22 protein-coding genes are annotated in these 24409 nt (G+C 72.9%); 7 read left to right on the forward strand and 15 right to left on the reverse strand.

The window, feature by feature from the left end:
- Positions 1–85: 85 nt before the first annotated feature.
- The 4 genes from ACWC97_RS08885 to ACWC97_RS08900 form a co-directional block, all read right to left on the reverse strand.
- A complete protein-coding gene (locus ACWC97_RS08885) occupies positions 86–928 on the reverse strand; it encodes an ATP-binding cassette domain-containing protein (RefSeq protein WP_450648287.1) in 843 nt (280 codons plus the stop codon).
- Positions 925–1977, reverse strand: a complete 1053-nt coding sequence (locus tag ACWC97_RS08890) for an ABC transporter permease (protein ID WP_352280193.1) — start codon at positions 1975–1977, stop codon at positions 925–927. Before ACWC97_RS08890 ends, ACWC97_RS08885 begins: the two co-directional genes overlap by 4 nt.
- Positions 1974–2984, reverse strand: coding sequence for a sugar ABC transporter substrate-binding protein (locus ACWC97_RS08895; RefSeq protein ID WP_450648290.1), 1011 nt, complete (start codon positions 2982–2984; stop codon positions 1974–1976). Before ACWC97_RS08895 ends, ACWC97_RS08890 begins: the two co-directional genes overlap by 4 nt.
- 256 nt (positions 2985–3240) lie before the next feature.
- Positions 3241–3999 carry a GntR family transcriptional regulator gene (locus tag ACWC97_RS08900; RefSeq protein ID WP_352280191.1) on the reverse strand — a complete coding sequence of 253 codons (759 nt, stop codon included), beginning with the start codon at positions 3997–3999 and terminating at the stop codon, positions 3241–3243.
- 166 nt (positions 4000–4165) lie between these two features.
- Between ACWC97_RS08900 and ACWC97_RS08905 the strand changes: the two genes are divergently transcribed.
- Positions 4166–5182: a Gfo/Idh/MocA family protein gene (locus ACWC97_RS08905; protein WP_352280190.1), complete on the forward strand. Its 1017-nt coding sequence runs from the start codon at positions 4166–4168 to the stop codon at positions 5180–5182.
- 50 nt (positions 5183–5232) lie between these two features.
- Here ACWC97_RS08905 and ACWC97_RS08910 read toward each other — a convergent pair whose 3' ends face one another.
- The 5 genes from ACWC97_RS08910 to allB form a co-directional block, all read right to left on the reverse strand.
- The gene (locus ACWC97_RS08910; protein WP_450648292.1) at positions 5233–5643 is read right to left on the reverse strand and encodes a PaaI family thioesterase; all 411 of its coding nucleotides are present in this window, start codon (positions 5641–5643) and stop codon (positions 5233–5235) included.
- Positions 5644–5707: 64 nt separating this feature from the next.
- Positions 5708–6898, reverse strand: a complete 1191-nt coding sequence (locus ACWC97_RS08915) for a cytochrome P450 family protein (protein ID WP_352280188.1) — start codon at positions 6896–6898, stop codon at positions 5708–5710.
- Between the two features lie 54 nt (positions 6899–6952).
- Complete coding sequence (locus ACWC97_RS08920; protein ID WP_352280187.1) at positions 6953–7675, reverse strand: response regulator transcription factor; 723 nt, start codon at positions 7673–7675, stop codon at positions 6953–6955.
- A 58-nt stretch (positions 7676–7733) separates the two neighbouring features.
- Positions 7734–8951 (reverse strand): sensor histidine kinase, encoded by a 1218-nt coding sequence (locus ACWC97_RS08925; RefSeq protein ID WP_450648295.1) that lies wholly within the window; start codon positions 8949–8951, stop codon positions 7734–7736.
- A gap of 144 nt (positions 8952–9095) precedes the next feature.
- Complete coding sequence (gene allB / locus ACWC97_RS08930; RefSeq protein WP_450648296.1) at positions 9096–10439, reverse strand: allantoinase AllB; 1344 nt, start codon at positions 10437–10439, stop codon at positions 9096–9098.
- Between the two features lie 412 nt (positions 10440–10851).
- On the opposite strand from allB, the gene ACWC97_RS08935 reads away from it, so the two are divergent.
- Positions 10852–11652, forward strand: coding sequence for an IclR family transcriptional regulator (locus ACWC97_RS08935; RefSeq protein WP_352280184.1), 801 nt, complete (start codon positions 10852–10854; stop codon positions 11650–11652).
- Between the two features lie 59 nt (positions 11653–11711).
- On the opposite strand, the gene ACWC97_RS08940 is transcribed toward ACWC97_RS08935, so the two are convergent.
- Positions 11712–12392 carry an ABC transporter ATP-binding protein gene (locus tag ACWC97_RS08940; RefSeq protein ID WP_450648299.1) on the reverse strand — a complete coding sequence of 227 codons (681 nt, stop codon included), beginning with the start codon at positions 12390–12392 and terminating at the stop codon, positions 11712–11714.
- A complete protein-coding gene (locus ACWC97_RS08945) occupies positions 12389–13471 on the reverse strand; it encodes an ABC transporter permease (RefSeq protein WP_450648301.1) in 1083 nt (360 codons plus the stop codon). The genes ACWC97_RS08940 and ACWC97_RS08945 overlap by 4 nt, the downstream gene beginning before the upstream one ends.
- A 110-nt stretch (positions 13472–13581) precedes the next feature.
- On the opposite strand from ACWC97_RS08945, the gene ACWC97_RS08950 reads away from it, so the two are divergent.
- Together ACWC97_RS08950 and ACWC97_RS08955 are read left to right on the forward strand one after the other, a co-directional pair.
- Positions 13582–14793, forward strand: coding sequence for a sensor histidine kinase (locus ACWC97_RS08950; RefSeq protein WP_450648303.1), 1212 nt, complete (start codon positions 13582–13584; stop codon positions 14791–14793).
- Complete coding sequence (locus tag ACWC97_RS08955; protein WP_352280180.1) at positions 14790–15437, forward strand: response regulator transcription factor; 648 nt, start codon at positions 14790–14792, stop codon at positions 15435–15437. The genes ACWC97_RS08950 and ACWC97_RS08955 overlap by 4 nt, the downstream gene beginning before the upstream one ends.
- A gap of 19 nt (positions 15438–15456) precedes the next feature.
- Here ACWC97_RS08955 and ACWC97_RS08960 read toward each other — a convergent pair whose 3' ends face one another.
- The gene (locus tag ACWC97_RS08960) at positions 15457–15771 is read right to left on the reverse strand and encodes a DUF5955 family protein (protein WP_352280179.1); all 315 of its coding nucleotides are present in this window, start codon (positions 15769–15771) and stop codon (positions 15457–15459) included.
- 278 nt (positions 15772–16049) lie between these two features.
- On the opposite strand from ACWC97_RS08960, the gene ACWC97_RS08965 reads away from it, so the two are divergent.
- Positions 16050–16655 (forward strand): nucleotidyltransferase family protein, encoded by a 606-nt coding sequence (locus tag ACWC97_RS08965; protein WP_352280178.1) that lies wholly within the window; start codon positions 16050–16052, stop codon positions 16653–16655.
- Positions 16656–16906: 251 nt separating this feature from the next.
- On the forward strand, positions 16907–18526 hold the full coding sequence (gene aceB, locus ACWC97_RS08970) for a malate synthase A (protein ID WP_385216097.1): 1620 nt from the start codon (positions 16907–16909) through the stop codon (positions 18524–18526).
- A gap of 73 nt (positions 18527–18599) precedes the next feature.
- Here the strand turns inward: aceB and ACWC97_RS08975 are convergent, their stop codons facing one another.
- The gene (locus ACWC97_RS08975; RefSeq protein WP_352280176.1) at positions 18600–19877 is read right to left on the reverse strand and encodes an ABC transporter substrate-binding protein; all 1278 of its coding nucleotides are present in this window, start codon (positions 19875–19877) and stop codon (positions 18600–18602) included.
- Between the two features lie 111 nt (positions 19878–19988).
- Between ACWC97_RS08975 and ACWC97_RS08980 the strand changes: the two genes are divergently transcribed.
- Complete coding sequence (locus ACWC97_RS08980; RefSeq protein WP_450648306.1) at positions 19989–20609, forward strand: TetR/AcrR family transcriptional regulator; 621 nt, start codon at positions 19989–19991, stop codon at positions 20607–20609.
- 274 nt (positions 20610–20883) lie between these two features.
- Here ACWC97_RS08980 and ACWC97_RS08985 read toward each other — a convergent pair whose 3' ends face one another.
- Entirely contained in the window at positions 20884–23172 is a 2289-nt protein-coding gene (locus ACWC97_RS08985) for a glycosyl hydrolase family 18 protein (protein ID WP_450648308.1), read from the reverse strand.
- Positions 23173–23312: 140 nt separating this feature from the next.
- Entirely contained in the window at positions 23313–24293 is a 981-nt protein-coding gene (locus tag ACWC97_RS08990; RefSeq protein WP_392280158.1) for a fibronectin type III domain-containing protein, read from the reverse strand.
- Between the last annotated feature and the right edge of the window lie 116 nt (positions 24294–24409).

Here is a 24409-nt window from a genome sequence, read left to right on the forward strand (position 1 = left end):
ACTGCGCCCGTCGGGCTCGATTCTGCCACTGCCGGGGGACCGGGGCGGGCGGACCCGTGCGTACGGGACCGCCCGCGGCTCGCCGCTACGCCACGTCGTCCGGGCCGGGGCCGGTGGCCCGTTCCAGCTCGTGGCTGAGCTCCTCCAGCTCGCTGCCGCCCGCCATCTGGCGGGTCAGCTCGTCCAGCGTGATGGAGTCCTTGGTGTGGCTGCCGGACATCGCGCCCCGCTTCAGCAGCACGAACCGGTCACCGACGAGATACGCGTGGTGCGGGTTGTGCGTGATGAGGACCACTCCGAGACCGGCGTCCCGGGCGGCCGCGACGTACTTCAGCACCACCCCGGACTGCTTGACGCCGAGCGCGGCGGTCGGCTCGTCCAGGACGAGGACCTTGGCGCCGAAGTGGACGGCCCGGGCGATGGCGACGCACTGGCGCTCGCCGCCGGACAGGGTGCCGATCGGCTGGTCGACGTCGCGCAGGTCGATGCCCATGCGCAGCAGCGCGGACCGGGTCGTCTCCCGCATCCGGCGGACGTCGAGGCGCTTGAAGGGGCCGGCGCCCAGCGTGGGCTCGGAGCCCAGGAAGAAGTTCCGCCAGACCGGCATCAGCGGGACCACGGCCAGGTCCTGGTAGACCGTGGCGATGCCGCGGTCCAGGGCGTCGCGCGGGTTGACCAGGGTGGTCTCCTCGCCGTCGATCAGGAAGCTTCCGGCATCGTGCCGGTGCAGCCCCGCGATGATCTTGATGAGGGTGGACTTGCCCGCGCCGTTGTCGCCGAGGACGCAGGAGATCTCGCCCGCGTGGACCTCCAGCGAGACGTCGGTCAGCGCCTTGATGGAGCCGTAGAACTTGGACACGTGGTCGAGTTCGACCAGCGCCCGGCGGGGCTCCGGCGCCGCCCCGGCCGGTTCCGTGGGGGCCGTCATGTCGTCGCCTCCGCGCGCTTGCGTACCCATGCGTTGAGCAGGGTGGCCAGGAGCAGCATGGCTCCGAGGAAGAACTTGAACCAGTCCGGGTTCCACTCCGCGTACACGATGCCCTTGCTGGTCATGCCGAAGATGACGGCACCGACCGCGGAGCCGATCGCGGAGCCGTAGCCGCCGGTGATCAGGCAGCCGCCGATGACGGCCGCGATGATGTAGATCAGCTCGTTGCCGACGCCCTCGCCGGACTGCACCACGTCGTAGGAGAAGAGCAGGTGCTGCCCGGAGACCCAGGCGGCGAAGGCGACCCCCAGATAGAGCCCGATCTTGGTACGGATCACCGGGACGCCGACCGCGCGGGCCGCGTCGGCCTCGCCGCCGACCGCGAAGATCCAGTTGCCGAAGCGGGTGCGGAGCAGGATCCAGGTGGCGATCGCGACCAGCACCGCCCACCACAGGATGGTGACCTTGAACTCGACGCCGCCGATCGTCCACTGCGAGGCGAAGACCTTGCGGGCCGATTCGAAGCCCTCCATGTCGCCGATGCCCTTGGTGGACACGGTCCCGCTGATCAGTTTGGTGAAGCCCAGATTGAGTCCGGTCAGCATCAGGAAGGTGCCGAGCGTGATGATGAAGCTGGGCAGTTTCGTACGGGTCAGCATGAAGCCGTTGAAGGCCCCGACGGCCAGGGTGACCAGCAGCGACACGAAGACGCCGACCCAGACGTTGGCGGTCATCTGGTAGCTGAACATCGACGAGACCAGCGCGGAGCTGGTGACCAGCACACCGGCGGAGAGGTCGAACTCGCCGCCGATCATCAGCAGCGCCACCGGCGCGGCCATGATCCCGATCGTCGAGGCCGCGTAGAGCACCGTGCCCATGCTGGAGGCGCGCAGGAAGCTGTCGGCGACGACCGAGAAGAAGAGGAAGACGGCGGCGGCGCCGACCACCGAGCCGAGCTCGGGGCGGCCGAGGAGTCTGCGCAGCGCCGAGGTGCGCAGCAGCCGCTCGTCGGCCCCGGCCGGGGCGGACGGTCCGGCGGCCGCGCTCATCGGGTACCCCGCTTCGTGTACGGGGCCAGCGCGGCGGCGTCCTTCTCGGTGATGATCTGCGGTCCGGTGAGGACCGGGCGGCCGCCGCCGAGCACGTTGCCGTTGTAGCGGTAGAGCCAGAGCAGGTCGACGGCCTCGTAGCCCTGGAGGTAGGGCTGCTGGTCGACGGCGAAGCCCAGGGTCTTGTCCTGGAGGGCCGAGGCGACCTTGGCGTTCAGGTCGAAGGTGTCGATCTCGGCGGAGCTGCCCGCGGTCCGCTTCGCCTTGACGGCGGCGTCCGCGAAGGGGGCGCCGAGGGTGACGACCGCGTCGATGCTCTTGTCGGCCTGGAGCTTGGCCTCGATGGACGCCTGGACGTCGGGCATGTTGGTGCCCTCGACGTACAGGTTCTGCAGCTGGCCGTCGAAGGTCTTCTTCGCCCCGGCACAGCGCTGCTCGTGGCCGACGTTGCCCTGCTCGTGCAGGATGCAGAGCGCCTTCTTGCGGCCGCGGGCGTTCAGCTCCTCGCCGACCGCCTCGCCCGCGATGGACTCGTCCTGGCCGATGTGGGTGAGCGCGCCGAACCGCTTGGACTCCTCGGAGCCCGAGTTCACCGTGATCACCGGGATTCCGGCCCGCACGGCCTTGGCCACGACGTCCTTCATGGCGTCGGGCTTGGCGAGGCTGACGACCAGCCCGTCGACCTTCTGGTCGATGGCGGCCTGCACCAGCTGGGCCTGCTGCTGCGCCTCGTCGTTGTGCGAGTACAGGAACTTGATGTTGTCCTTGTCGGCCGCCTGCTGGGCACCGCGCTGGACGATGTCCCAGAAGGTGTCGCCGTCGCCCGAGTGGGTGACCATGGCGACGGTCCAGCGGGGTGTGTCCACCGCGGGCCGGCCCTTGGCGGCCGCGGCCGCGCGTTCTTCCGCCCGCTTGCCGCCGGTGCTGCTGCATCCCATGAGGGAAACCCCGAGCACCGCCGCGAGCACGGCGCCCATCGCACGTACCCCTGTCCGAACCCTTGCCACGACGCCGTGCCCTTCTAGTGCTGCTCATTGTGCTGCTTCACGGGCCGGGAGTGATGTGCGCACACCCGGCCCGGCTGGCCAAGTATCCCCGAGCGGTCGGCGCCGCCGCCCGGCAGGGGCGGGGCGCGTGTGTCGCCGCCGTGGTACGGGGAGGGTCGCCGCCTTTCTCTCCCGGCCGCCGGAGTGCGACCGGTGGAGTCTTAACGGTGCGCGGACCGGACGTCAACGGGGCGGGACGGTGCGGTGCCGGACCGGGTCAGCGGACGAGGAGCTGGAAGTCGAAGGTGTGGCGCGAGGCCCGGTAGAGGTGGGAGCCGTGCTCGACCACCCGTCCGGTGTCGTCGAAGGTGGTGCGCTCCATGGTCAGCACGGCCGCCCCCGCCGGTTCGGCGAGCCCGGCCGCCTCCGCGTCGGTGGCGAGCCGGGCGCCGACGGTCTGGCGGGCGCTGTGCAGGGTGATGCCCGCGCCGCGCAGGATCCGGTAGAGGCCGGTGGCCTCCAGACGGGCGGTGTCCAGGTCGGCGATCCCGGCCGGCAGGTGGTTGCGGAGCAGGGCGAGCGGCTCGCCGTGGGCGTACCGCAGCCGCTCGACGCGGTGGACGTCGGTGCCCTCGGCGATGCCGAGCGCGGCGGCCGTGGCGGGGTCGGCGGGCTCGACGGTGTTGCGCAGGACCCGGGTGGCGGGGTGCGCGCCCGCCGCCTCCAGGTCGTCGTAGAGGCTGCTCAGTTCGAGCGGGCGGCGGACCGTGCTGTGCACGACCTGGGTGCCCACGCCCCGGCGGCGGACCATCAGCCCCTTGTCGACCAGGGACTGGATGGCCTGGCGGACCGTGGGCCGGGACAGCCCCAGCCGGGACGCGAGCTCGATCTCGTTGCCGAGCAGGCTGCCGGGGGCGAGCCTGCCCTGCTCGACGGCGGCCTCCAGTTGCTGGGCGAGCTGGAAGTAGAGGGGGATCGGGCTGGTGCGGTCCACGCCGAGTTCGAGTGCTGCGGGGTCGGTGGTGGGTTTGGGCACGCGTGGAGGGTATCCCCCGGGCCGGGGCCCCGGTAGTCCGGTCGTCCGGTTGCCCTGTCGTCGTGTTGCCCGGTTGTCCGGTTGTCCGGACAGCAGGCCGCCGACGAACCCATGTTTGTCCTGACATTTGATTGACAGGGCAGAGGGCGGACGGCACGTTGGGTCCATGCGCATCGGACTCATCGGCACCGGCCGGATCGGCTCCTTCCACGCGGGCGTGCTGGCCCGCCACCCCGAGGTGGACGCCCTGGTGGTGGCCGACACCGACCGGGACCGCGCCGCTCTCCTGGCGCGGCGCACCGGCGCGCGGGCCGTCCCGGACGCGGCCGGGGTGTTCGGCGCGGGGGTGGACGCCGTGGTGATCGCCTCGGCCACCGCGGCGCACGCGGAGCTGATCGGCCGGGCCGCGCGGGCCGGGCTCCCGGCGTTCTGCGAGAAGCCGATCGCCCTGGACCTGCCGGGGACGCTGGACGCGCTGCGCGCGGTGGACCGGGCCGGGACCGTGCTCCAGCTGGGCTTCATGCGCCGGTTCGACGCCGGGTACGGGGCCGCCCGCGCGGCCGTGCGCTCCGGTGCGCTGGGGCGGCTGCACACGGTGCGGACGGTGACGATGGACCCGGCCCCGCCGCCCGCCGCCTACCTGCCGCTCTCCGGCGGGTTGTACCGGGACTGCCTGGTCCACGACTTCGACGTGGTGCGATGGGTCACCGGCCGCGAGGTGACCGAGGTGTACGCCGTCGGCTCGGACGCCGGGCCCGCGATGTTCCGGACGGCCGGAGACGTGGACACGGCGGCGGCAGTGCTGACCCTCGACGACGGCACCCTCGCCACGGCGTCGGCCACCCGCTGCAACGGAGCCGGGTACGACGTCCGCATGGAGCTGGCGGGCGAGCGGGACCAGATCACCGTCGGCCTGGACGCCCGCACCCCGCTCACCTCCGCCGAACCGCACGGCCCGTCGGCACCGGCCGATCCCTGGCCCGGGTTTCTGGAGCGGTTCGCCCCGGCGTACGAGGCCGAGCTGGACGCGTTCGTCCGGGTGGCGCGGGGCGAACTGCCCAATCCGTGCGACGGCCGGGAGGCGTGGCGGGCGCTGCTGGTCGCGGAGGCCTGCGAGCTGTCGCGCCGGGAGCGGCGCCCGGTGACCGTCGAGGAGGTCGCCAAGGAGGCCGGGGGCGGCTGAGAGCGGGCTCGCCCCCGATCCGCCGGACGCCCCGGGGTGCGCCGCCCCGGTCAGGCCGGCAGGACGGTGCCCTGCGCGACGGCGCAGAGCCGTTCCTCCCCGTCCTCGGCGACGGCGAACAACTCGCAGCGGACCACCGCCTGACGGCGTCCGGTGTGCGCGACCTCGGCGCGGGCGACCAGGGTGGCGCCGGTGCCGGGCCGGACGTACTGGATGGAGAATCCGCCGGTCAGCACCTGCGGGCCCAGGGTCGTGCCGGCGGCGAAGGTGATCGCGTTGTCGGCCGCGTAGGCGAGGACCCCGCCGTGCAGGAAACCGTTCTGCTGCTGGAGCTCGGGGCGGACGTCCACCTCGAGGGTGGCCGCGCCGTTCCCGAAGGCGGTGAGCCGGGCGCCCAGGAGGCCGCTGAACGGCTGGCTGTCGAGGACCTTCTGGGCCGCTGTCAGGTCGAGTCCGGTCATCCGTCGCTGCTCCTCTTTCCGTTGTCCCGTCGTATGCCGGCCGCCACCGGCCGCACTTCCCCGCTCACCAGCGGACGGGCAGTCCGCGCGCGCCGCGGATCAGCATGCCCGGGATCCAGTCCGGCTCCCGGTCCGCCTCCGTGTCCAGGACCAGTCCGGGGCACCGCTCCAGCAGGCTGCCGATCGCGATCCGGCCCTCCATCCGGGCCAGCGGCGCGCCCACGCAGAAGTGGAGGCCGTGTCCGAAGGCCAGATGGCCCTGGGGCTCGCGGCGGATGTCGAAGGTGTCGGGCTCCGGATAGCGGGCACCGTCCCGGTCGGCGCCCGCCAGCGAGACCAGCACCGGGGCGCCCGCCGGGATGGTCCGCCGCCCCATCGGGATGTTCTCGCGGGCGAAGCGGAACGTGGCGTTCTCCACCGGGCCGTCGTAGCGGAGCATCTCCTCGACGGCGCCGCCGAGCAGTTCCGGGTCGTCCCGGAGGGCGGCGAGCTGGTCGGGGTGGCCGAGCAGGGCCCGTACCCCGTTGGCGATCAGGTTGACCGTGGTCTCGTGGCCGGCCACCAGCAACAGGAAGGCCATGCCCATGAGTTCGTCGAAGGAGAGCCGGTCGCCGTCCTCGTCGCGCGTTCTGACCAGGGCGCTCATCAGGTCGTCGCCGGGTGCGGCGCGCTTCTCCTCGATCAGCTCGCGCAGGTACGCGCCCATGACGCGCACCGACTCGGTCTCCTGCTCCGGGGAGGTGGGGGTGACGACCCCGTTCGACAACCGGCGGAACCGGTCGCGGTCCAGGTCCGGGACGCCGATCAGTTCGCAGATGACGGTCATCGGCAGCGGGAAGGCGAGGGCGTCGACGAGATCGGCGCGCCCGGCGGGCACCATCGCGTCGAGCAGCCCGTCGGTGATCTCCTGGACGCGCGGGCGCAGCGACTCGACCCGCCGGGCGGTGAACTCCCGGGCGACGAGCTTGCGCAGCCGGGTGTGGTGCGGCGGGTCCAGCTCCAGCATGTTCAGGAAGATCGAATCGCCCTCGGGCGCGCCGGGCAGCGCGCGCCAGTCCTTGGTGAGCCTCGGGTCGGTGAGGGCGGCGCGGGCCTCGTCGTACCCCACCACCAGCCAGACCAGGTCGAATTCGTCGGTGCGGACGGTGTGCACCGGTCCGGCGGCGCGCAGCTTCTCGTAGTACGGGTACGGGTCCGCGGTGAATTCCGCCACCCCGCGCAGATCGATGTCGGCCCGGCCACTGACTCCGAACATGGGATCGCCCCTCCCGGTCGTGCGGCCCGTTTCCCGCGGGCCGGCCTCCTCACCCTATGCCGGTGGCGGTGCGCCGTCCTCGTCGAGGAGCCCCGCGTCGTGCACCAACAGGGCGATCTGCACACGGTTGTTGAATCCGAACCGGGCGAGGATCCGGGAGACCTGGGTCTTCACGGTCGCCACGCTGAGGTAGAGGGCGGCGGCGATCTCGGCGTTGGAGCGGCCGCGCGCGACGGAGAGGGCGACCTCGCGTTCCCGCCCGGCCAGTTGGGCGAGGCGCAGCCGGGCCGCGCCGGCGCGCTCGTCGCGGCCGCGGGGGCCGGTCCCGGCGGCGCGGTCCATCAGCTGCCGGGTCACCGCGGGCGAGAGCACCGGGTCCCCGGCGGCGACCCGTCGTACCGCGTCGACGATCCGTTCCGCCGGGGTGTCCTTGAGGACGAATCCGGCCGCCCCGGCGCGGATCGCCCGCAGCACCTGTTCGTCGGCGTGGAAGGTGGTGAGGACGATGACCTCGGGGGCGTCGGGGCGGGCGCGCAGCCGTTCGGTCGCGGTGAGCCCGTCCATGGCGGGCATCCGGAGGTCCATCAGGACCACGTCGGGGCGGAGCCGGTCGACCAGCGGGGCGACCTCCGTGCCGTCCGCCCCCTCCCCGACGATCTCGATGTCGTCGGCGCCGCCGAGCATGAGGCCGAGACCGGCCCGGACGAGCGGGTCGTCGTCGACGACGAGCAGCCGAATCCGCTGCGGGCCGGGCCCGTTCGGGGTGGGGGTGGTCATGTCCGCAACCGTATCGGGGGCCCGGACGCGATGGGCACCGGGAGGCGGGGTCCGGGGCTCAGGCCGGCCACGGCAGTACGGCGCGGACGTGGAAGCCGCCGTCCGGCAGCGGCCCGTGCTCCAGCTTGCCGCCGGCCAGCGTGGCGCGTTCGGTGAGGCCGATGAGGCCCTGGCCGGAGCCGGGGACCGGCCTGAACGGTTCGGTGGGCGCCGGGTTGCGCACCTCGATGGTCAGGTCCTCGCCCGGGGCGCCGGTGACGCTGACGGTGACCTCGGTGCCGGGGGCGTGCTTGCGGGCGTTGGTGAGGGCCTCCTGGGCGATGCGGTAGACGGTGCGGCCGGTGGCGGCGGGGGCCGAGGCGGGGTCGTCGACCCGGTTTTCGAGCACGACCGCCATGCCGGCCAGCCGGGACTCGGCGATCAGCTCGTCCAGGGTGGCGAGGGTGGGCTGCGGCCGGTCGCCGTCGCTCTCGCCGGGGCTGCGCAGCACGCCGATGATCTCGCGCAGGTCCTGGAGCGCCTCATGCGCGCTGTCCCGGATGACCCCGGCGGCGCGGGCGATCTCGGCCCTGGGCGCGTCGGGGCGGAATTCGAGGGCGCCCGCGTGGACGCTGAGCAGGGTCAGCCGGTGGGCGAGGACGTCGTGCATCTCCCGGGCGATGGCCTCGCGGGCCAGCCGCTGGGCCTGTTCGGCGCGGAGTTCCGCCTCGGTCTCGGCCCGGCGGGCCCGCTCGCGCAGGGAGACGACGAGCTGGCGCCGGGACCGTACGGCCATCCCCCAACTGATCACCAGCAGCGTCAGCAGCACCCCGATGATCGTGTCCACGAGGGAGGAGCTTTCCGGGTCGGGGCGCAGATACGGCTGTACGGGGGTGAGGACCAGGGCCAGCGCCCCGATGACCGCGACCGGCCGGAAGGGCCGGTGCACCGCCAGCCCGAAGAGCGCGACGAGCATCGCCCCCGCCGCGGTGGGCTCGACCGTGGCGAGCAGGACCAGCCCCAGGGCCACGCCCACCGGCCACCGGCGCCGCACCCAGAGCACGGCGCAGGCCAGCACCCCGAGCACGACGTCGACGAGGAGGACGAGGTCGGAGGTGCTCCGGTCGGCTTCGATGGCCGCCGCGGCGATCAGGCCGATCCCGGCGGCGCAGAGGAAGGCGGTCGTGTCGACGATCCAGTCCCGCACCGTGCGGCGGGAACGGCCGCGCCGGTCGCCGGACAGCTCGGGGTCGGCCATCGCCGACGGCAGCAGCCAGCGGTATTCCGTACGCGTCATGCCACAAAAACTACCCAGGCCGGGCGGTGGGCCGGGCCGTACGGGCGCACCGGGAGACCAAAGTCGCGCGGGTGGAGACCTTCGGCCCTTCTTCGCGCCCGCCGTGGGGTTGGGCGGCGGGCGCGAAGGAGGTCCGGTGCGCGGTCAGTGGCCGCGTACGAGGAGCCGGCCGGTGGGGGCGCCGACGGTGCCGTCGGCCGCGATCCGCTCGCCGCGCAGCCAGGTCGAGCGGACGACGCCGTACAGGGTCTTCCCGGCGTAGGCGGTGACCTGGTTGCGGTGGAAGAGTTCGGCCGGGTCTACGGTGAAGGTCGCGTCGGGGGCCAGCACCGCGAAGTCGGCGTCGCGGCCGGCCTCGATGGCGCCCTTCCGGTCGAGTCCGGCCAGTGCGGCGGGGGCGGCCGACATCCAGCGGGCGACGTCGTCGAGCGAGTGGCCGCGCCTGCGGGCCTCGGTCCAGATGGCGGGCAGCCCGAGCTGGAGGGAGGAGATCCCGCCCCAGGCGGAGGCGAAGTCGGGGGTCTTGAGGTCGGTGGTGCAGGGCGAGTGGTCGGAGACGACGCAGTCGATCGTGCCGTCCGCCAGCCCCTGCCACAGCGCGTCCTGGTTGGCGGCCTCCCGGATCGGCGGGCAGCACTTGAACTCGGTGGCGCCGTCCGGGACCTCCTCGGCGGTGAGGGTGAGGAAGTGCGGGCAGGACTCGACCGTGATCCGTACGCCCTCGCGCCGGGCCGCGGCGATCATCGGCAGGGCGTCGCCGGAGGACAGGTGCAGCACATGGACCCGGGCGTTCAGCCGCCTGGCGTGCGCGATCAGCCCCTCGATCGCGGTGTTCTCGGCGTCGCGCGGCCGGGAGGCGAGGAAGTCGGCGTACGCGGGGCCGCCGCGCTGCGGGGCGGCGGCCAGGTGGTGCGGGTCCTCGGCGTGCACGATCAGCAGGCCGCCGAATCCGGTGATCTCCGCCATGGACCGGGCCAGTTGCTCCTGGTCCAGCTCGGGGAACTCGTCGACGCCGGAGGGCGACAGGAAGCACTTGAAGCCGAACACCCCGGCCTCGTACAGCGGCCGCAGGTCCTTGACGTTGGTGGGGATCGCACCGCCCCAGAAGCCGGTGTCGATGTGCGCCTTCGGTGCGGCGACCCGCTGCTTGGTGCGCAGGTGGTCGACGGTGGTGGTCGGCGGCAGCGAGTTGAGCGGCATGTCGAGCAGGGTGGTGATGCCGCCCGCCGCCGCCGCGCGGGTGGCGGTGTGGAAGCCCTCCCACTCGGTGCGGCCCGGGTCGTTCACATGGACGTGGGTGTCGACGAGCCCGGGCAGCAGCACGTCGTCGCCGAAGTCCTCCAGCCGGGCACCGGCCGGCACCCCGGCGTCGTACGGCAGGACCGCGTCGATCCTCCCGCCGGCGACGGCCACCGCGGCGGCGCGCGTCCCGTCCGGGGTGACGACACGCGTCGAGCGCAGTACCAGGTTCACGTCCGCACCGGACATCCGTGCTCCTCACTTCGGGCTTCGAACGCTGAAGAATTCAACGAACTGTTGAAGGAGTTTTCACTCGGGGTGCGGCCTCGTCAAGACCTTGCCGCGCCCGACCGGGGGCCGGACGGCCGCCTTTCGCCTGCGGCTGTATATTTCCACAAAGTAGAAGTCAACTTTCGCACCATGGAACGTAGCATGGGACCAGCAGGGCTCCGCGCCCTGGCCCCGCCGTCGGCCGACACCGGGACAAACGGTCTCTGACCGGCCAGGACGCCGGGCCCGGAGCAGTGCGTCGACCGGGAACAGCCCGGTAGGCTGCTGCGGGTGTCCGATCCTTGAGCGCGACGCCGTGGGAGGTGTCGGACACTCCTGAGTGCCCCGCCCGGCGGGGCACCCGCTCATCCGCCTCGAAAGGACCGTTGACGTGCCGCCGTCCCACGCCAGCACAGCCGACTCCAAGCCCGCCGCGTCGAGCGGTGGTGTGCAGTCCCTTGAGCGCGCCTTCGATCTGCTGGAGCGGATGGCGGACGCGGGGGGCGAGGTCGGGCTGAGCGAGCTCTCCGCGAGCAGCGGGCTCCCGCTGCCGACCATCCACCGCCTGATGCGCACGCTGGTGCTCTGCGGATACGTGCGCCAGCAGCCCAACCGGCGCTACGCGCTGGGCCCCCGGCTGATCCGGCTCGGCGAGTCCGCCTCCCGGCTGCTGGGCACCTGGGCCCGGCCGTATCTGGCGCGGCTGGTCGAGGAGACCGGCGAGACCGCGAACATGGCGCTGCTCGACGGCGACGAGATCGTGTACGTGGCCCAGGTCCCGTCCAAGCACTCGATGCGGATGTTCACCGAGGTGGGCCGCCGGGTGCTGCCGCACTCCACCGGGGTCGGCAAGGCGCTGCTGGCGCACACGCCCCCGGAGGAGGTGCGCGCCCTGCTGGCCCGTACCGGCATGCCCGCCGCCACCGAGAAGACGATCACCACGCCCGAGGGCTTCCTCGACGCGCTGGAGCACGTCCGCCGGGTCGGTTACGCCGTCGACGACAACGAGCAGGAGATCGGGGTCCGCTGCCTGGCGGTCCCCGTGCCGGACTCCCCCACCTCGGCGGCGATCTCGATCTCCGGTCCGGCGGGCCGGGTGACGGAGGCGGCCACCGAGCGGATCGTGCCGATCCTCCAGCAGGCGGCGCGGGACCTCTCCGAGGCGCTGGCGAGCAGCGGCACCACCGGCTGAGTACGCGAAGGGGCGGCCCGTCCGGGCCGCCCCTTCCTCGTTCCCCGTACCCCGCCGGGTCAGACCGGCTCGGCCACGGTCAGCCGGCCGTCGTCCATCCGGACCGTGCGGTCCACCCGGTCCAGATGGGTCCGGTCGTGGGTGACCAGCACCGTCGCCGTGGACCGCTCCCGCACCAGCCGGACCAGCAGGTCCAGCACGGCGGCGCCCCGCTCGTGGTCGAGCGCGCTGGTCGGCTCGTCCACCAGCAGCACCTCGGGTTCGTTCATCAGGGCCCGCGCGATGTTGATCCGCTGCCGCTGCCCGCCCGAGAGCTGGTGCGGCCTGCGCCCGGCCTGGTCCGCGAGGCCGACCGCGTCCAGCAGTTCCAGCGCCCGCTCGCGGGTGCGGCGTACCGCACCGCCCGAGAGGTGGGTCATCACCTGGAGCTGTTCGGCGGCCGTGAGCGAGGGCAGCAGATTGGGCTGCTGGAAGACGATCCCGATGTGCGCGCGGCGCAGCTCCGCCTGTCCCGCCCGGTCCAGGCCGGAGGTCTCCCGGCCCGCGACCACCACCCGCCCGGAGTCCGGGGTGACCAGGGTCGCCGCCACCGCGAGCAGGCTGGACTTGCCGGAGCCGGACGGTCCGACCACCGCGGTGAGCGTGCCCGCGGGCACCTCCAGGGAGACCCGGTCGAGGGCGGTGAGCCGGCCGTCGCCGTCGGGGTAGGTGAGGGTGACGTCGGAGAGGGTGAGGGTCATCGGGCACTCCCGAGTGCGGTGAGCGGGTCGACGGCGGTGATCCGCCGGATGGACAGGGCCGCCCCGAGCGCGCCGAGGACGATCATCACGGCGGCCGGGACCAGCACGGTCGCCGCGTCGAGGACGAACGGCACCGCGCCGCCGCTGATCAGGGCGCCGATCCCGGCGGCGAGCGCGGTGCCCGCGCCGGTGCCCAGCGCGAGCATCACGACCGCCTGCCCGAGCGCGTCGCGCAGCAGGTAGCGGGTGGAGGCGCCGAGCGCCTTCAGTACGGCGACGTCGCCGCCGCGCTGGATCGTCCAGACGGTGAAGAAGGCGCCGATGACCAGGGCGGAGATGGCGAAGAGGAAGCCGCGCATCAGCTGGAGCGAGCCGTTCTCGGCCTGGTAGGAGCCGATGGCGGTGAGGGAGTCGTCCCGCGAGAGGGTGCTGGTGCCGGCCGCCTTGTCGCCCGCGGCGAGATCGGCGCCGTCGGTGGTCAGGGCGATCACCGTGGCGTGCCGGCCCCGGCCGTCGTCGCCCGCGAGGTGCTGCCAGTCGTCGAGCGAGGTCCACAGGACCGAGGTGTGGCTGTAGGAGGCGTCGCCCGCTACGGCGGCGACGGTGACGGTGGTGGAGCCGAGCCGCACCCGGTCGCCGGGGGCGGCCGCCAGGTCCTCGGCGGCCTGCTCGGAGAGGACCACCCGCCCGGTGGCGACCCGGGTACCGGGCGGGGTGAGGCCCCCGTCCGGTTCGACCCCGAACGCGGAGACCGCCGAGGTGTGCCCGCCCCGGCCCTCGGCGTTGAGCGTACGGATGCCGAGCGGCTCGGCGGCCGCCACCCCGGGACGCTCCGCCCAGCTCCGCCAGGCCCGCTCCTCGACGGCCGAGTCGGTGAAGGACACCGAGCGGCCGTCCGGCGGGGCGGCGAAGGCGAGGTGGTCGGCGGACAGCCCGGTGACGGCCGAGGTGTTCTCCCGGGCCAGCCCCGCGGTGAGACCAGACAACAGGCCCACGAGCAGCGTGATCAGCACCACGACCGTGCCCATGAGGGCGAACCGGCCCTTGGCGAAACGGAGATCTCTCCATGCGACGAACATGGCTCCAGCCTCGCCGTCCGGGCCTCCGGGGACATCGCACCCGGGTGGGGCCCGACATCAACCTTTCGATTGACCGGCCCCCGCCGCCCCGCGTCTACGCTGGAAACACCATGGATCCACGCCCCCACCCCCCGGTCGCCACCGCGCTGCGGCTCTGCCTGCACGCGCTGCTGGTCGGGCTGCTGGCACTCGTGGTCGTCCGGGCGGTCGGCGACGGGGCACCCCGGGCCGGTGCCGTCGTCGCGGTCGCCGGTCTGATGGCCGCCGTGTACGCGGCGGGCGCGCTGCTGCCCGCCGTGCAGCCGCACACCAGGACGGCGGCGGTGTGGCTGGCGGCGCTGGGCGCGGTGTGGCTGGCGCTGCTCGTGCTGTCTCCGGACGCGCTGTGGGTGGCCTTCCCCCTCTACTTCCTGCAGCTGCATCTGCTGCCGAACCGCTGGGGGCTGCCCGCCGTCGTGGTCACCGCGGCCGCCGCCATCGTCTGCTTCCTCTGGCACGGCCAGGCCGTCAACCCGGGCACCTTCATCGGACCGCTGCTCGGCGCGGCGGTCGCGGTGGCGACGGTCCTCGGCTACGAGGCGCTGTTCCGGGAGAGCGAACGGCGGCGGCGGCTGATCGAGGAGCTGATGTCGACCCGGGCGGAGCTGGCCGAGGCGGAGCGCACCGCGGGCACCCTCGCCGAGCGCGAGCGGCTGGCCCGCGAGATCCACGACACCCTCGCCCAGGGCCTGTCCAGCATCCAGCTGCTGCTGCGGGCCGCCGAGCGCACCCTGCCCGACGACGCCCCCGCCACCGCGCACGTGCGCCGGGCCCGCGAGGCCGCCCAGGAGAACCTCGCCGAGGCCCGCCGCTTCGTACGCGCCCTGTCCCCGCCGGACCTGGCGAACGGTTCGCTGGCCGCCGCGCTGGAGCGCCTGACCGCCCGGACGACGGGCCCCGATCTCACCGTGCAGTTCGCGGTGAGCGGCACACCGGTGGAGCTGCCGACCCCGTACGAGGTGGCGCTGCTGCGCACCGCGCAGTCGGCGCTGGCCAACACGGTGCGGCACGCCGGGGCCCGGCGCGCGGAGATCACCCTGAGCTTCATGGACACCTCGGTCTCGCTGGACGTGGTGGACGACGGCCGGGGGTTCACCCCGGGGCTCGTCCCCGCCCCGGCGGACCGGGACACCGGGGGCTTCGGACTGCCCGCGATGCGGGCCAGGGCCCGTTCGCTCGGCGGCACGCTCAGCGTCGAGTCGGCCCCCGGGCAGGGCACCGCCCTCGCCCTCACCCTTCCGCTCCCCCTCACCGACGGCCGGCCAGGACAGGACGCTGCATGAACACCTCCGACGACACCGCCCCGGTCCGGCTGCTGCTCGCCGACGACCATCCGGTGGTCCGGGCCGGGCTGCGCGCCGTGCTCGACGCCGAGCCCGGATTCCTCGTGGCCGGTGAGGCGGCCACCGCCGAGCGGGCCGTCGAGATGGCGGCGGGCGGCGGCTACGACGTGGTCCTGATGGACCTCCAGTTCGGCACGGGCATGCACGGCTCGCAGGCCACCGCGGAGATCACGGCCCGCCCGGACGCGCCCCGGGTGCTGATCCTCACTACGTACGACTCGGACGCCGACATCCTCGCGGCGGTCGAGGCCGGTGCCGCCGGTTATCTGCTGAAGGACGCCCCGCCGGAGGAGCTGGCGGCGGCGGTCCGTACCGCCGCGGCGGGCCGCTCGGCGCTCGCCCCGGCCGTCGCGCACCGGCTGATGGACCGGATGCGCACCCCCGCGGAGGCGCTGACCCGGCGTGAGCTGGAGGTGCTGCAACTCGTCGGCGAGGGGCTGTCGAACCTGCAGATCAGCAAGCGGCTCTTCCTCAGCCAGGCGACGGTGAAGTCCCATCTGGTGCACATCTACGCCAAGCTGGGCGTCGACTCCCGCACTTCGGCGGTGGCGGCGGCGACGGCCCGTCGGCTCATCCGCCGCTGACCCCGCCGCACCCGGCCGGTCAGCGGCGCGGCGGCTCGCCGAAGAGGTCGACCGCGACCCGCACGTCCCGGAGCGCGGCGGCCAGCGCGCTCACCGACCCGATCGAGCCCGCGATGAGCAGCAGGGAGCAGCGCATCCGCGCGATCTCGGGGACGCCCTGCGCCGTCATCGCGTCCAGGGCCGCCAGCTCCTCCTCGGCGATGCTCCGGTCCGGGAACTCGGCGGGGTGGCCGGCCAGGGCGCGGCGGAGCCGGGAGACGGCCGTACGCAGCTCGCTCACCCTCGGATCGTCGACGCTGCCGGTGACCCGCTTCTGTCCCACGCTTCGCAACAAAGCACTCCCCCTTGCACGTCTTTGTGCCGGTGATCCGACCGGCCCACGCAGCATGGTCAAGTATCCGGGTGTGCGCGCAAGTTAACGCCATGACAGGTACGGTGCGCCACCGCACGGACGGAATTCGGGGTCTCCCGTAAGGGTGATCTCCGTGTCGTCCGGTGGACACCGCCCCGGTCCGGCGGGTTTCCCGCTTGCTCGCGCGAAGGGTGTGCGAGGGGTGCGCGAAGCCGGCGCGAGGGGTGCGCGGCCGGGTGCGGGTGGGGTATCCAGACCGCATGACTGCGACAACGACACCGCCGCGCGTGGCCGGGCTGCTGCTCGCCGCGGGCGGCGGGCGGCGCCTCGGCGGGCGCCCCAAGGCCCTGCTGGAACACCGCGGCCGCCCCCTGGTGGAGCACGCGGTGCGGGCGCTCCGGGACGGTGGCTGCGACCCGGTGCGGGTGGTCCTGGGCGCCGCGGCGGACACGGTGCGGGAACGGGCGGAGCTCGGCGGCTGCGCGGTGACGGTGAATCCCGGATGGGCGGAGGGGATGGGCTCCTCGCTGCGCGCCGGACTGGCCGCACTGGCCGGCTCGGGGGCGGACGCGGCGCTCGTCCTCCTGGTCGACCAGCCGGGTATCGGGGCCGGGGCGGTGGCCCGGGTGCGGGCGGCGTACCGCTCCCGGAGCGGGATCGCGGCGGCGGCGTACGGGGGCGAGCGCGGCCATCCGGTGCTGTTCGGGGCGGCGCTGTGGCCGGACGTCGCGGCGGGGGCGGTGGGCGACCAGGGCGCCCGGAGGTTCCTTCGGGCGCACCACGATGCGATCACGCTCGTCGAGTGTTCCGATGTGGCCGAGGCGTACGACATCGACACGGTGGCGGATCTGGACCGCCTCCGGTGAGGGAACACCTCCCGTGACGGCCCCGGCACTCCGGGCCGTCGCGGGGCCACTTCTGTCGACCCGGAGAATCTCGACATCAACAAACCATTGAACTTCCACCATGAGGAAACTAATATCCACTGATCAGAAGCCCTCTGGACCCCAGACGGCCTTCGCATCCGTGTTCCGGAGCCCTGGCACGCCGTGCCGTTCCCGGGCGTCCCGGCGGCCCGGGGCTCCGCCCGCACCGCCCGCTGAAGGAGTGACCGCTCATGTCCGCACCAGCGCCGTCCCCGCTGGCCATCGTCGATGCCGAGCCCCTGCCCCGGCAGGACGAGGTCCTGACCGACGCGGCCCTCGCGTTCGTGGCCGAGCTGCACCGGCGGTTCACACCCCGCCGTGACGAGCTCCTCGCCCGCCGCGCCGAGCGCCGCGCCGAGATCGCCCGCACCTCCACGCTGGACTTCCTGCCCGAGACGGCGGCGGTCCGCGCGGACGACTCCTGGAAGGTCGCCCCGGCCCCGGCCGCGCTGAACGACCGCCGGGTGGAGATCACCGGTCCGACCGACCGCAAGATGACCATCAACGCGCTGAACTCCGGCGCGCGGGTCTGGCTCGCCGACTTCGAGGACGCCTCCGCCCCCACGTGGGAGAACGTCGTCCTCGGCCAGCTCAACCTGATGGACGCGTACCGCCGCGAGATCGACTTCACCGACTCCAGGACCGGCAAGTCGTACGCCCTGAAGCCCGCCGAGGAGCTCGCCACGGTCGTGGCCCGCCCCCGCGGCTGGCACCTGAACGAGCGTCACCTCCAGCTGGACGGCGCCCCGGTGCCCGGTGCGCTGGTCGACTTCGGGCTCTACTTCTTCCACAACGCCCAGCGCCTGATCGACCTCGGCAAGGGCCCGTACTTCTACCTCCCGAAGACGGAGTCGCACCTGGAGGCCCGCCTCTGGAACGAGATCTTCGTCTTCGCCCAGGACTACGTCGGCATCCCGCAGGGCACGGTCCGCGCCACCGTCCTGATCGAGACGATCACCGCCGCGTACGAGATGGAGGAGATCCTCTACGAGCTCCGCGACCACGCCTCCGGACTGAACGCGGGACGCTGGGACTACCTCTTCTCCATCGTCAAGAACTTCCGCGACGGCGGCTCCAAGTTCGTCCTGCCGGACCGCAACGCGGTGACGATGACCGCCCCGTTCATGCGGGCGTACACCGAACTGCTGGTGCGCACCTGCCACAAGCGCGGCGCGCACGCGATCGGCGGCATGGCCGCGTTCATCCCGTCCCGCCGTGACGCCGAGGTGAACAAGGTCGCGTTCGAGAAGGTCAAGGCCGACAAGGACCGCGAGGCGAACGACGGCTTCGACGGCTCCTGGGTCGCCCACCCGGACCTGGTCCCGATCGCCATGGCCTCCTTCGACGCGGTCCTCGGCGAGAAGCCGAACCAGAAGGACCGGCTGCGCGAGGACGTCTCGGTGGCCGCGGGCGACCTGATCGCCATCGACACCCTGGACGCCCGGCCCACCTCCGAGGGCCTGCGCAACGCCGTCGCGGTCGGCATCCGCTACATCGAGGCGTGGCTGCGCGGCCTGGGCGCGGTGGCCATCTTCAACCTGATGGAGGACGCCGCCACCGCGGAGATCTCCCGCTCGCAGATCTGGCAGTGGATCAACGCGGACGTGGTCTTCGAGAACGGCGAGCACGCCACGGCGGAGCTGGCCCGCACGGTCGCGGCCGAGGAACTCGCCGCGATCCGCGCCGAGGTCGGCGAGGACGCCTTCGCGGCGGGCAAGTGGCAGCAGGCCCACGACCTCCTGCTCCAGGTGGCGCTGGACCAGGACTACGCGGACTTCCTGACCCTCCCGGCGTACGAGCAGCTCGGCTGACCGGCCCGTACACCGGCACGCCTCCGCCCCGGCACGCACAGCGCCGGGGCGGAGGTGTGTCCGGGGACCGGGGTCAGGAGGCGGATGCCGCCATGTCCGCCTTGACGGCCGAGGCGTCGAGCGAGGCGAGCACGGTCGCGGGGTCGCCGCCGGACATCACCGCCCGCGCGGCCTCGGTACGGATGGCGCCCCGGACGGTCGGCCAGGAGCGCAGGTTGACCGGGGAGAACTCCGCCTCCGTGAGCTGCTGGATGAACGGGGTGAGCGGCTGGTCCTCCGCCTGGCCGGTCGCCGCGTCGGAGGCGGAGTACGTCACCGGCAGCGCGGACGCGCCGCCGCCGTACGCCTCGGCGGACTTGCCGCCGTAGAGGTAGGAGAGGAAGGTGCCGCACTCCTTGCGGTGGCCGCCCCGCTTGAACGCCATCAGCCAGTCGCTGATCCCCACCGGCGGGGCCTCGCCGCCGTCCTTCTTGGGGAACGCGACGTGGGCGTAGGGGAGTTTCGCCTGGTCGGCGGCGCCCATCAGCATCGGGTGGCCGACCAGCATGCCCATCTGCCCCCGCATGAACTGCGCGTACGCGTCGGTCCGGTTGAGCTTCGACGGGTCGGCGCCGGCCAGCCCCGGCGCGACCAGCTCGTCCCGCAGCCAGGTCAGCGCCTCGGCGTTCTCCGGCTTCTCGAAGTCGTACTCCCCCGACTCCCCGGTGAACCCGCCGCCGTTCCCGAGCACCCAGGTCAGCATCTCGTCCTCGGCCGCCTCGGGGCCGAGCTGGAGCCCGTACGGCGTCCGCACCCCGATCGCCTTCAGCCCCTCGGCGGCCTTCCGCAGCTCGGCCCAGGAGGTGGGGGCGGTGACGCGGGCCCGCCGGAAGAGCTCCTTGTTGTAGAAGAGCCGGGGCGTGCTGGCGAGGAAGGGGATGCCGTACGTGGCGTTGTCGACCGTGCCGGCCTCGGTGAAGGAGCGGATGAAGTCGGCCTGGGTGGAGATGTTGAACAGCTCGGCCATGCTGTAGAGGCGGCCGTCCTCGGCGTACGGCGCGAAGATGTTGGACTGCGCGATGTCGGGCGCCCGGCCCTCCTCGACCCGCTGGGCGAGCACCTTGTCGATCTTGGTGTACGAGACCCGCTCCAGCTCGATCCGGATCCCGGGGTTCTCCTTCTCGAAGGCGGCGACGACGTCGTCCCACTGGTCCCCGAGCGAGGCTCCGATGCTCTTGTCGTAACTGGCCACGAGGAGGCGGAGCTTCACGTCGCCGCTCGACGAACAGCCGGTGAGCCCGAGCGCCGCCGTGGTACCGGCCAGGCCGGCCGTCTTCAGAAGGAACTGCCGCCGACGCACCGCTCTTGCCACCTCTTGATCGTTCTGCCAGGTACTGCTGGCAGATTCTGCCACATGGGCAATATCTGCCTATCGGCTGCGGGGGCGTCAGGGCATAACCTGAGCGCCATGCACGGTGGCTCGTTGACTGAGCGGCGCAAGGCCGCGACCCGGCTGGACATCGCCCGTACGGCGGCGGCGCTCTTCGTGGAGCGGGGGCTGCGCGACACGCGCGCGGAGGACATCGCGCGCGCCGCGGGCGTCGCCCCGCGCACCTTCTACCGCTACTTCGCGACCAAGGAGGAGGCCATCAGCCCGCTCCTCTCGGTCGGGGCCCGGAGCTGGGTGGAGGCGGTGCGGGACGCGCCCGCGGAGCTGTCGGTGGCCGACGCGCTGCGGCACGCGGCGGCCCGCGCGCTGACCCCCACCCCCGGCGACGCGGCGGCCGCGGAGTCCCTGGAGTGGGTGCGGTCGCTGCTGCGGATGGGCGCCCGGAGCCCGGCGCTCCAGTCGGTGTGGAACGACGCCTGTCATGACGCGGACACCACCCTGGCCACGGTCCTTGCGGCGCGGGCCGGACTGCCGGACGGGCCGGATTCGCTCTCGCTGGAGCTGCGGCTGGTCGCCGGGGTGGCCGGGGCGGCGGTGCGCGCGGCGGTGGAGACCTGGGCCGCCGACGACGCGCCGGCCACCGGCCCCCGGGGCCCCGCCGCGCTGGCCGAACGCTGCCTGGTGGCCGCGGCGGACGTGCTGGGAAGCGCCTGACCGGGCGGGGTGCGCCGGTACGCGGACCCCGGGCGGGCTAGGGTCTTTCGTTTGGATCATGCCGGGTTCGCGTGCCCCGGCACGCACGCTCGCCGCGTTGTCGTCGGTCGCCGACGCTCCTTCCCCGAGCTCTCGGCTTCGCTCGAGCAGGGGAGACCCCATCCGACTCCCTCCTCCGCCTTGCGATCGCACGCACCGGACCCCGCTCACTGATCCGGCCTGATCCAAACGAAAGGCGCTCCGCGTACCGGCGCGTACCGGCGGGCGGGTACGGCTACTTGAGGTTGCTGTCGATCGCGTTCATCAGGGTGCCCTGCGGGGTGTCCCCGGACATCTCCCAGATCATCGCCCCCAGCAGCCCCTTGGACTTCACATAGTTCATCTTCTTGCCGATGGACCAGGTGTCGTCGAAGGACCACCACTGGTTGCCGGTGTAGCCGTACGTCGACACCGACTGCTCGTCGTGGCGGACCGCCATCGTCGGGAACGCCCCGATGAGGTTGTTGTAGCCGCGGGTGCCGGCCTCCTCCGCGAACTGGCCGGGTGCGGCGCCGCCCGCCGGCTGCCACTCACCGGCGGCCCCGCCGTCGGTGACGTTCTGCCAGCCGCGCCCGTAGAACGGGATGCCGAGGGTCAGCTTGCGGGGCTCGACGCCCGCGTCGGTGTACGCCTTGACGGCGGTGTCGGCGCTGAAGTGGAAGCCGTAGGGGTCCTGTTCGTCGGTGTAGAGGTTGGCCTGGTGGCCGGTGCGGTCCGGCTCCCAGGAGTTGTCGCTGCCGGAGCCGTGGAAGTCGTAGCCCTGGACGTTGGCCACGTCGAGGGAGTCGAAGACCTTGCCCAGGTCCCAGCCCTCGTCGATCTTCTGCGGGTCGGCGGGGGTGAAGGCGGTGAGCAGCCGGTGGCCGCCGCCGAGGGCGTCGAGCTGCTTGCGGAACTCGGCGAGCAGCAGGGTCAGGTTGTCCTTGTCGTCGGGCGAGTAGTGGTTGCCGGGGTGCCCGGTGCCGGTGCCCGGCCACTCCCAGTCGACGTCGAAGCCGTCGAAGATCCCGGCGGCGGTGCCGGGGCCGCCCGCGCCGTTGTACGCGGGCAGGTTGCCCTTGATGTACATGTCGATGCAGGAGGAGACGAACTTCTTGCGGGCGGCGTCGGTGGCCGCCACGTCGGAGAAGTACTTGGAGTACGTCCAGCCGCCGAGCGAGACCACGATCTTCAGCTTCGGGTGCAGCTTCTTGAGCTTCTTCAGCTGGTTGAAGTTGCCGCGCAGGGTGGCCCAGCCGTCGTCCGCGACACCGTCGACGGACTGGGCGGCGCTGAACGGGCGCGCGTAGTCGGCGTCGGCGTCACCGGCGCCGGTGCCCTGCTCGGGGTCCTGCGGGTCGGCGGTGGTGCCCTTGGTGACGCCGTTCAGGCAGGTGAGGTTGGTGGGGTCGATGTTGGCGAAGGCGTAGTTGATGATGTCGAGCTTGTCGGCGGCGCCCGAGTCGTGCAGGTTCTTCACGAAGTACTGGCGGCCGTAGATGCCCCACTGGACGAAGTAGCCGACCTTGGCGTACTTGCCCGCGCCGACGATGTCGTCGGTCTTCACCGTGAGCGTGTTGCTCGCCGGGGACTCGTTGTCGGCGGCGTCCCGGGCCCTGACCGTGAAGGTGTACGAGGTCGAGGGCGACAGCCCGCCGATGGTGGCGGTGGTCGTGGTGCCGGAGACGGTGGTGGCCTTCGTCCCTCCCCGGTAGACGTCGTAGGCGGCGACCCGTTGGTTGTCGGTGGCGGCGGTCCAGGCCAGGGTGACGGACGAGGAGTCGGCCGCCGTGGAGCGCAGCGAGCCCGGCGCGGTGGGCGGGGAGGTGTCGGTGGCCGGGTCGACGGTGGTGACGGTCAGCGGCGCGCTCTGGGCGCCGGTGTTGCCACGGGTGTCCTTGGCCCGGACGGTGAAGGCGTAGGCGGTGGCCGGGGTCAGCCCGGTGACGGTGGCGGAGGTCGTCGCGGTGGCCGAGCCGACCTCCTTGCCGTCGGCCAGGATGTCGTACGACGCCACGGGGAAGTCGCCCGGCAGGGCCGCCGTCCAGGAGAGCGAGGCGGTGCGGGCGGTGACGTCGGTCTGTTTCAGTCCGCCGGGTGCGCCGGGCGGCACGTCGGCGGCGCCGTCGCACTTGTCGCCGTTGATCCGGCAGCCGGTCGGTTGGGTGATCGGTCCCTTGGCCACGAACCAGAAGCTGTACGGCTCGGTGGTGCCGTGCGCGCCCACGGTGCCGTTGTAGTGAGCGTTGACGGCCGTGACATGGCTGCCCTGGGTGGTCACGGTGGCGTTGTACGAGGTGTCGATGGTGACCCCGGCCGGCAGGTCGAACTCCAGGCTCCAGCCCGTCACGGCCGTGTCGGTGTCGTTGTGCAGGATGTAGGTGCCCTTCCACCACGAGCCGTTGTCGGCCGAGCTGAAGGTGGCCGTCAGCTTGCCCGCGGCGTGGGCGGGGACGGCCTGGAGCGAGAGCAGGGCGAGGAGGAGACCGAGAACGGCGACCAGGGCGGTCGCCGTTCTCCGTCCGAGAGTCAGGTGCTCGAACATGGTGTTCTCCCTTGGGGAGGGACCGGTGAGGCGGTCCTGAGGGGGAGCCGGATGCTTCCTTGGTGCCATGGAGCACAGGGGAACCTAAAAGGTCTGGACCAACTCGTCAATAGGTACAGACCAATCCCGGGTAAAGTCCGCTACTCCCCGAGGACGACCGTGCGCTGGGCGGAGAAGTCCCCCCACTTCCCGTCGGGCAGCTTGGCGCGGATCTTCACCGAGTAGCGGGTGCCGCGGGGGTCGGGGACGGTGAGCCGGTAGCTCGCCCGCCCCTTGGGCGGGGCGCCGCCCCAGACGATCGTCGTGGTCAGCTTCCCGTCCATGAAGAGCTGGTACGCGGGGATCTCGCCGCCGGTCTCCGGCTGCTTCCAGTCCAGTTCGACCGCGTACTCCTTGCCCTCGGCCCGGTTGGTGATCCGCAGGTCGGTGGGGGCGGTGCTCGCGGGGGCGCCGGGGGCGGAACGGGTGGTCAGGTCGACGGCCGCGCTGTCCGGCGAGGAGGTGTCGGCGGCGTCGCGGGCCCGGACGGTGAAGGTGTAGACGGTGCCGGGACGCAGACCGGTGAGGCGGGCCCGGGTCTCGGTGCCGGGGACGCTGTGGATGCGGGAGTCCTCCTGGTAGACGTCGTAGGCGGTGACGCCGACGTCGTCGGTCGAGGCGCCCCAGGTCAGGGTCACCGACCGGCTGCCGTCCACGGTGCCGCGCAGCCGGGTCGGCCGGGTGGGCGGCCGGTGGTCGGCCGGGGTCGGGGCGGGGGTGGTGACGCGTACGGCGGCGCTCGGCGCGGAGCGGTTCCCGGCGGCGTCCCGGGCGCGCACGGTGAAGGCGTAGGCGGTCGAGGCCGTCAGCCCGCCGACATCGGTCATCACCTTGGCCGCCGGGACCGAGGCGGCCAGCCGCCCCTCGCGGTAGACCTCGTACCCGGTGACCTTCCGGTCGTCGGTGGACCGCTCCCACATGACGTGCACGGAGGTGGCGCTGCTCGCCTGCGCCGTCACCCCGTGCGGCACCGAGGGCTTGGCGGTGTCGGCCTCGGGGGTCGAGCCGCAGGCGGTGAGCGAGGCGAGGAGCAGCGCGGCGGCGGCGCAGGCCGACGCGGCGGTTGCGTGGGGGCGTTGCACGGTCGTGCCTTCCGTCCGGCAGCAATGGTCCAGACCTGTATCGCACGGTACGGGGGCCGTCGACAAGAGGGTGGAGCCGAACCTTCCGCAATGTGCCGATGTGCGGGGGCCGTTCA

It is taken from the genome of Streptomyces sp. NPDC001108, assembly GCF_053598535.1.

Excerpts from the sequence above, each read along its gene's own strand:
- ACWC97_RS08885 (WP_450648287.1), bottom strand. The coding sequence starts at position 928 with ATGACGGCCCCCACGGAACCGGCCGGGGCGGCGCCGGAGCCCCGCCGG.
- ACWC97_RS08890 (WP_352280193.1), bottom strand. The coding sequence starts at position 1,977 with ATGAGCGCGGCCGCCGGACCGTCCGCCCCGGCCGGGGCCGACGAGCGG.
- ACWC97_RS08905 (WP_352280190.1), top strand. The coding sequence starts at position 4,166 with ATGCGCATCGGACTCATCGGCACCGGCCGGATCGGCTCCTTCCACGCG.
- ACWC97_RS08910 (WP_450648292.1), bottom strand. The coding sequence starts at position 5,643 with ATGACCGGACTCGACCTGACAGCGGCCCAGAAGGTCCTCGACAGCCAG.
- ACWC97_RS08915 (WP_352280188.1), bottom strand. The coding sequence starts at position 6,898 with ATGTTCGGAGTCAGTGGCCGGGCCGACATCGATCTGCGCGGGGTGGCG.
- ACWC97_RS08920 (WP_352280187.1), bottom strand. The coding sequence starts at position 7,675 with ATGACCACCCCCACCCCGAACGGGCCCGGCCCGCAGCGGATTCGGCTG.
- ACWC97_RS08925 (WP_450648295.1), bottom strand. The coding sequence starts at position 8,951 with ATGACGCGTACGGAATACCGCTGGCTGCTGCCGTCGGCGATGGCCGAC.
- allB (WP_450648296.1), bottom strand. The coding sequence starts at position 10,439 with ATGTCCGGTGCGGACGTGAACCTGGTACTGCGCTCGACGCGTGTCGTC.
- ACWC97_RS08940 (WP_450648299.1), bottom strand. The coding sequence starts at position 12,392 with ATGACCCTCACCCTCTCCGACGTCACCCTCACCTACCCCGACGGCGAC.
- ACWC97_RS08945 (WP_450648301.1), bottom strand. The coding sequence starts at position 13,471 with ATGTTCGTCGCATGGAGAGATCTCCGTTTCGCCAAGGGCCGGTTCGCC.
- ACWC97_RS08950 (WP_450648303.1), top strand. The coding sequence starts at position 13,582 with ATGGATCCACGCCCCCACCCCCCGGTCGCCACCGCGCTGCGGCTCTGC.
- ACWC97_RS08955 (WP_352280180.1), top strand. The coding sequence starts at position 14,790 with ATGAACACCTCCGACGACACCGCCCCGGTCCGGCTGCTGCTCGCCGAC.
- ACWC97_RS08965 (WP_352280178.1), top strand. The coding sequence starts at position 16,050 with ATGACTGCGACAACGACACCGCCGCGCGTGGCCGGGCTGCTGCTCGCC.
- aceB (WP_385216097.1), top strand. The coding sequence starts at position 16,907 with ATGTCCGCACCAGCGCCGTCCCCGCTGGCCATCGTCGATGCCGAGCCC.
- ACWC97_RS08985 (WP_450648308.1), bottom strand. The coding sequence starts at position 23,172 with ATGTTCGAGCACCTGACTCTCGGACGGAGAACGGCGACCGCCCTGGTC.